Here is a 6206-nt window from a genome sequence, read left to right on the forward strand (position 1 = left end):
CATTAGTCATTAGTCATTAGTCATTAGTCATTAGTCATTAGTCATTAGTCATTAGTCATTAGTCATTAGTCATTAGCAATGGCTAATTGGTAATGGCTAATTGGGAATTGGTGCGCCCTTACGCACTCTACAACTAAAAGTTCTGCGTCCTGGACTGTTTTTGCTACTGTCTAGTAACAATACTTCGGACAGTTTTTAATTGCTAAGAGTAGAATGACTATTCTCGGTCGATCGACCAACGAGGACAATGAAACTGTCCGAAGTAATGTAGTAAATCTAAAATCTAAAATCTAAAATCGAGTGACTCGAACTTACAAAGCAACTGGAATCAATCTCAAGAGTGCGCCCATCGGCGAATCCGATCGAGTGCTGACAATTTTGACGCGAGAATTCGGCTTAATTCGAGCCGTAGCACCCGGTGTTCGCAAACAACGATCGACCATTGGCGGCAGAAGCGAATTATTTGTCGTCAACGAATTGCTAATTGCCAAAGGCCGATCGCTCGACAAAATTACCCAAGCCAGCACCGTAGAATCCCATCCGGGTTTGAGCCGCCACCTCGGGAAACTCGCAGCCTCGCAATATCTGGCCGAATTGGCGATCGCCAGCGCCCTTTCCGACGAGCCCCAAGAAGAACTATTTTGGTTGTTGGGCGAACATTTGAGCCGTTTGGAGCGTTTGTCCGATCGCACAGAAATCCAATCCGCCGCCGTGCTTGTCGCCCACCTCAGCCACGGCATTTTTCACCTGCTAGCCTTAGCCGGCCTCGCGCCCCAAGTCCAAGTTTGCTGCGCCACCAGACAGCCGCTCATCCCAAATTTCACCGATCCGAACTGGCAAACCGGGTTTAGTATACCCTCTGGGGGAACCTTCAGCTTGTCGGAGCTAGCTAACCTAGAGGCAGAACTCTCTTCAGAAATCGGTAGCTTGTCCAGATCCGCCTCCCGTTCCCGGCAAATGAATAGCAGCAAACACTTGACAAATTTCGAGATTAATGCTAAAGAATTAGCAGCGCTGCAACAGTTGGCTAGTCCAGAACTAGGAGAGGGGATTACCGATCGAACAGCTTGGGTATCAGTAGAAAATATTTTGCGGCAATATGCCCAGTATCATTTAGGTTGCACGATTCGTTCGGGAAGCTCGATCGACACCTACTTAGAGAGTTTTGAGTTTTAAATTGTGAGTGTTGACTTAAAGAGGTGAACGAACATCGTACATCGCACCCCCAGCCTGCCGGATACCCGAACCTGCCGGCCTTTTCAGGTAAATTTTCAAGGTTGTTGCAACATCAGATAATAGATAGAGATAAAGTTACGAGATTATTAATTAACTTAAGGGTTAACCCCTCAATTTCAAATTCCCATCCCCCCAACCTCCACCATCCCAGGCCATCCACCCCAAATCCTATGATGCGACTGTCTGATTCTGATTTGAGAATATCTGTGTTAGCTGTGACCCACCACAAGATGGAAGAACGAGAAAATGTTCCAGAGTTTGACTCTTATCCCGTCTCCGCCGATCGACAATGGAGCAACGTCCAACACTCAGAAATGGATAAATATCCCACAACTCCCGAAACAGAGTCAAGCAACGGCAAAAGCCAACAAACCGAAGCAATCCCCCCGGTTCCCACACCAGAGCCAGCAGCAGAACTATCCGAAGCAGTAGCCGAAATTCCCGAAAAAGCAACGGGATTCCTGCCGGTGCTCAAAAACCCAAATTTTCTAGCATTGTGGAGTGGGCAAGTTTTTTCCCAACTAGCAGATAAAGTTTATCTCGTACTGACGATCGCCCTCGTGGCGAGCCGCTTTCAAGCGCCAGATCAAACCATCAGTAGGTGGGTATCAGCAATCATGATCGCCTTTACCATTCCCGCAGTGCTGTTCGGGGCCGCTGCGGGCGTGTATGTCGATCGCTGGTCGAAAAAAGCAGTGCTCGTCGCCACAAACCTGCTGCGGGGAGCCTTTGTGTTAACCTTGCCCGTGCTGCTGTGGCTCTCCGACGGGTGGGAACTTGGTCAACTGCCGCTCGGATTCTGCTTGCTGCTGCTAGTAACATTCCTAGTCTCGACTCTAACTCAATTTTTCGCCCCAGCAGAACAGTCAGTGATTCCCCTAATTGTGGAACGCCGCCACCTGCTATCAGCAAACTCCCTCTACACCACAACCATGATGGGGTCGGTGATTATTGGCTTCGCAGTCGGAGAACCCTTACTAGCTTTAGCCGACACCCTATTTTCCAACCTCGGCGGCGGACTCGGCATCGGCAAAGAATTAGTAGTAGGCGGAAGTTACGCCTTCGCCGGAGTGCTGTTGCTGTCGATGAAAACAGGCGAAAAAAACGAAGTCGAACACGAACCGCCGCACCCCCTAGCAGATTTGCGAGACGGCCTGCGTTACATCAACGATCAACCGAAAGTCCGCAATGCTTTAATTCAACTAATTATTCTATTTTCCATTTTTGCAGCCTTGGCAGTTCTAGCAGTTCGGCTGGCGGAAATTCTCCCAGGTATGAAAGCATCACAATTTGGCTTTTTGCTGGCGGCGGTGGGCGTTGGCATGGCTGCTGGGGCAACGACAGTCGGCTATCTTGGCCATAAATTTTCTCACTCCCAACTGAGTTTAATCGGCTCGATTGGCATGGCACTTGCTCTGATGGGTCTTTCTGCATTTACCCACCATTTGTGGCTGTCGGTGCTGTTCATTACCTTGTTGGGTTTATTTGCCTCATTGGTGGGAGTGCCGATGCAGACTACAATTCAAGCAGAAACTCCAGAAGAAATGCGGGGAAAAGTCTTCGGACTGCAAAACAATGCCACTAATATTGCTTTGAGTTTACCGTTGGCTTTGGCCGGGGTAGCCGAAACATTTCTGGGCTTGCCGACAGTATTTTTGGCTTTAGCAGGATTAGCGATGGCTGGGGGTGTCTTAACCTGGTATATTTTCCGTAGCACAAATAGCAAAGTCGATCGAACCTAAAAAATAACAAACTCTGATTTACTGGAATGCACATCGCTTGGCTAGGAAAAAAATCACCTTTTTGCGGTAACGTCACTTACTCCAGGGAAGTCACCAACGCACTATTAGACCGGGGATACCAGGTCAGTTTCCTGCACTTTGCCCAAGAGGCGGACTCACTGGACAGGAACAATACGGGGTGGAGTATGGCAAATGGTTCATGGGGAAAGGGAATTACTCAAACCTCATATACCACTTCTCTCTCGTCCGCGAGTTGCAACGAAGTCTCTTTACCCTGTCACTACAAATCGCAAATTTATACGATTCCCACTCTCAAGTCCCGCACAGTGCTGATGAAATCTCTGCGGCGGCTGAAACCAGATGTTGTTCACGCTTCCCTGACGCTTTCGCCTTTAGACTTTCTGCTGCCGGAAATTTGTCAAGAATTGAATTTGCCTCTGGTGGCGACTTTTCACCCGCCGTTCGATCGCAAATTGCGAAATTTGACATCGGGAACCCAACACCTGATGTATCAACTGTACGCTCCGTTTTTGGCGAACTACGACTCGACGATCGTTTTTTCTCAGATTCAGCGGGATATATTGGTGAAGTTGGGAGTGCCACAGGAACGGGTGGCTGTGATTCCCAACGGCGTGGATGCTGTTAAATATTCTCCAGGGCCTTCGGGGTTAAAGTCGGAATTAAAGGCCGATCGAGTTTTTGTTTACCAAGGCCGCATTGCCCAGGAGAAAAATGTCGAGTCGATGCTCAAGGCCTGGAAACACTGTAATTTTGGCCCTGGGAACGTATTGGCGATCGTAGGCGACGGGCCCCTAGCCGCCTCGCTGCAACTGTTTTACGGCGAAGATGATGGCATTGTGTGGCTCGGATTTGTTGCCGAGGAGGAACGCCGGATCGAAATTCTGCGGGGTGCAGACGTATTTATTTTGCCTTCTTTGGTGGAGGGACTGTCGCTGTCGCTCCTGGAAGCGATGGCCTGCGGTTTAGCTTGTTTGGCAACCGATGCCGGTGCTGACGGCGAGGCCTTGGAGGAAGGCGCGGGGATAGTTTTGAATACTCAGCGGGTACGAAGTCAGTTGCAAACCTTGCTGCCGCTGTTTTGCGATCATCCTGAGTTGGGAATGCTGCTTGGTCAAAAAGCACGCCAACGGGCGATGGAGCGATACACTCTCAGTCAGAATATTACTGAGTTGGAAAAGCTGTATGCAGAGGTTTTGCAAAAGCAGCGCGTACTAATTCGGGGTTTAGCATGAATGTTTTGATTGCTCGTTGCCGGGCTAGAGCCTGGGAACGCAGATCCGGAGGCTCTGCCTCCTCCTTTGGCTCAAGCGAGGCTCTTTTACTCGTTACCAGGCTGGAGCCTGGGAACCAGTTAAGGGAGAGCCTCGCAACCAGTCATTCCTCCCCAATCTAAAATCCAAAATCTAAAATCCAAAATCGCCTACCCTCCGGGGCGCAAATAATCCAAAAGTCGATCGCCCGAATCGGCCCGAATCAAAGCAACCACAACATCCGGCAAACTTCCCAAACTCGGATAAACAAAATAACGCGGTTCCCACCGCGGCCCAAACTTATCTTTAAAACTGTGCAATCCCTTAAAATTATAAAACTTGCTCAAGTGATCCGAAAGATAAATCAAAACCTTTTCCAACCGCCCGGATTTCTCAGCTTCTCCGACTCCCGCCAAAGCCGACAAACCCAAATCAAATTCTTCATATCCCAATTCTTGACAATGCTGCAACCCACATTCCGCAGGTCTTTAAATAGAATTGATGGTTATAAAATTTAAAAATTCAAGCCTGAAGTGATTACTCGGTAATCACTTCAGGCTTTTTTGAGATACAATGAACGAATGAGGAGCCAAGAGGAAAAAACCATGAATGAGCATCAAGAAGCCATAAAAGTCCTAAATTTAGACCATTTAGGAATAGTAGCAGGCATAATAGACGAGATGGAATTAGTAGAAGAAGTCAATAAAATAGTAGGAATAACAACCCAAGAAATTCTCAGCCCAGGACAAGTCATGAAAGCAATGATTTTGAATGGACTAGGCTTTTTAAGCGCCCCATTATACATATTCGAGGAATTTTTTGTAGTCCAAGCAACATCACATCTAATCGGAAAGGGAATACTACCCGAACATCTAAACGACGATAGACTAGGAAGAACCCTCGATAAATATTACCAAGTAGGAACCACAAAACTCTTCACAACAATCGCCATAAAAGCTGCCCATAAATTCCAAGTAAAAATGAACAGCATCCATTTAGATGGAAGTTCAATGTACGTACAAGGAGAATATAAAAGCGAAGTCAAAAACACCAATCAAACAGAAAAAGAAGCAGAACCAGAAACATCGGAAATGAAACCAATAGAAATAGTACACGGATACTCGAGAGATCATCGACCAGACCTGAAACAATTTATCATAGACATGATCGTAACAGGAGACGGAGACATACCACTATATCTCAAAATAGACTCAGGGAACATCAACGACAAAAGCGTATTTGTAGAAAGACTAAAAGAATTCAAAAAACAGTGGACATTTGAGGGAATCTGCGTAGCAGACAGCGCATTATACACCAAAGATAACCTATCAGCAATGACAGGAATCAAATGGATAACAAGAGTCCCACTCAGCATAAAATCAGCCCAAGAGCAAATTGTAGACATCAAAGAAAGTGAATGGAAAGCCAGCTCCAAAAAAGGATATAAAATAGCAGAAAGAACCAGCGACTATGGAAACATCAAACAAAGATGGTTAGTGATAGAAAGTGAACTCAGAAAAAAAGCAAGCATCAAACAAATAGACAAACAAGTAAACAAACAAGAATCAAGCGCCCAAGCCTCGCTAAGTAAGCTTTCCCGGCAAAAATTCGCTTGTGTAGCCGACGCAGAAACCGCAATAAAGAATCTATCAAACACATGGAAATATCACCAAATTACCGAAATTGAATGTCAAGAAAAAAGCCCCAAAAAACAAAAACAAACCACCAACAAAGCTAGTAATATAGACAGAATATCCTATCAAATAATCGGTAAAATAGAAACCAGACCCGAAATAATATCAGCCGAAAAAATCAAAGCAGGGAGATTTATACTGGCAACAAACATCTTAGATAAAAACGAAATAACCAACCAGCAAATATTAGAAGAATACAAAGACCAACAAAGTAACGAAAGAGGATTTAGATTTTTAAAAGATCCATTATTTTTCACATCGAG

At 46.1% G+C, this 6206-nt stretch carries 5 protein-coding genes; 4 read left to right on the forward strand and 1 reads right to left on the reverse strand.

Features of this window, described 5'->3' with window-relative positions:
* The first annotated feature begins 300 nt into the window (after positions 1–300).
* From recO to QUA36_RS30425, 3 genes are all read left to right on the forward strand, one after another.
* Positions 301–1176, forward strand: a complete 876-nt coding sequence (gene recO / locus QUA36_RS30415; RefSeq protein WP_333460068.1) for a DNA repair protein RecO — start codon at positions 301–303, stop codon at positions 1174–1176.
* A 230-nt stretch (positions 1177–1406) separates the two neighbouring features.
* A complete protein-coding gene (locus tag QUA36_RS30420; RefSeq protein ID WP_333460069.1) occupies positions 1407–2978 on the forward strand; it encodes an MFS transporter in 1572 nt (523 codons plus the stop codon).
* A 26-nt stretch (positions 2979–3004) separates the two neighbouring features.
* Complete coding sequence (locus tag QUA36_RS30425; protein ID WP_333216566.1) at positions 3005–4231, forward strand: glycosyltransferase family 4 protein; 1227 nt, start codon at positions 3005–3007, stop codon at positions 4229–4231.
* Between the two features lie 188 nt (positions 4232–4419).
* Here the strand turns inward: QUA36_RS30425 and QUA36_RS30430 are convergent, their stop codons facing one another.
* Positions 4420–4719 carry a phosphatidylglycerol lysyltransferase domain-containing protein gene (locus QUA36_RS30430; protein ID WP_333460070.1) on the reverse strand — a complete coding sequence of 100 codons (300 nt, stop codon included), beginning with the start codon at positions 4717–4719 and terminating at the stop codon, positions 4420–4422.
* 135 nt (positions 4720–4854) lie between these two features.
* On the opposite strand from QUA36_RS30430, the gene QUA36_RS30435 reads away from it, so the two are divergent.
* On the forward strand, positions 4855–6206 hold a 1352-nt coding region (locus QUA36_RS30435; protein WP_333460071.1), incomplete at its 3' end, for an IS1634 family transposase.

Origin of the sequence: Microcoleus sp. Pol10D4, assembly GCF_036701555.1 — a bacterium.
GTDB lineage: Bacteria > Cyanobacteriota > Cyanobacteriia > Cyanobacteriales > Microcoleaceae > Microcoleus.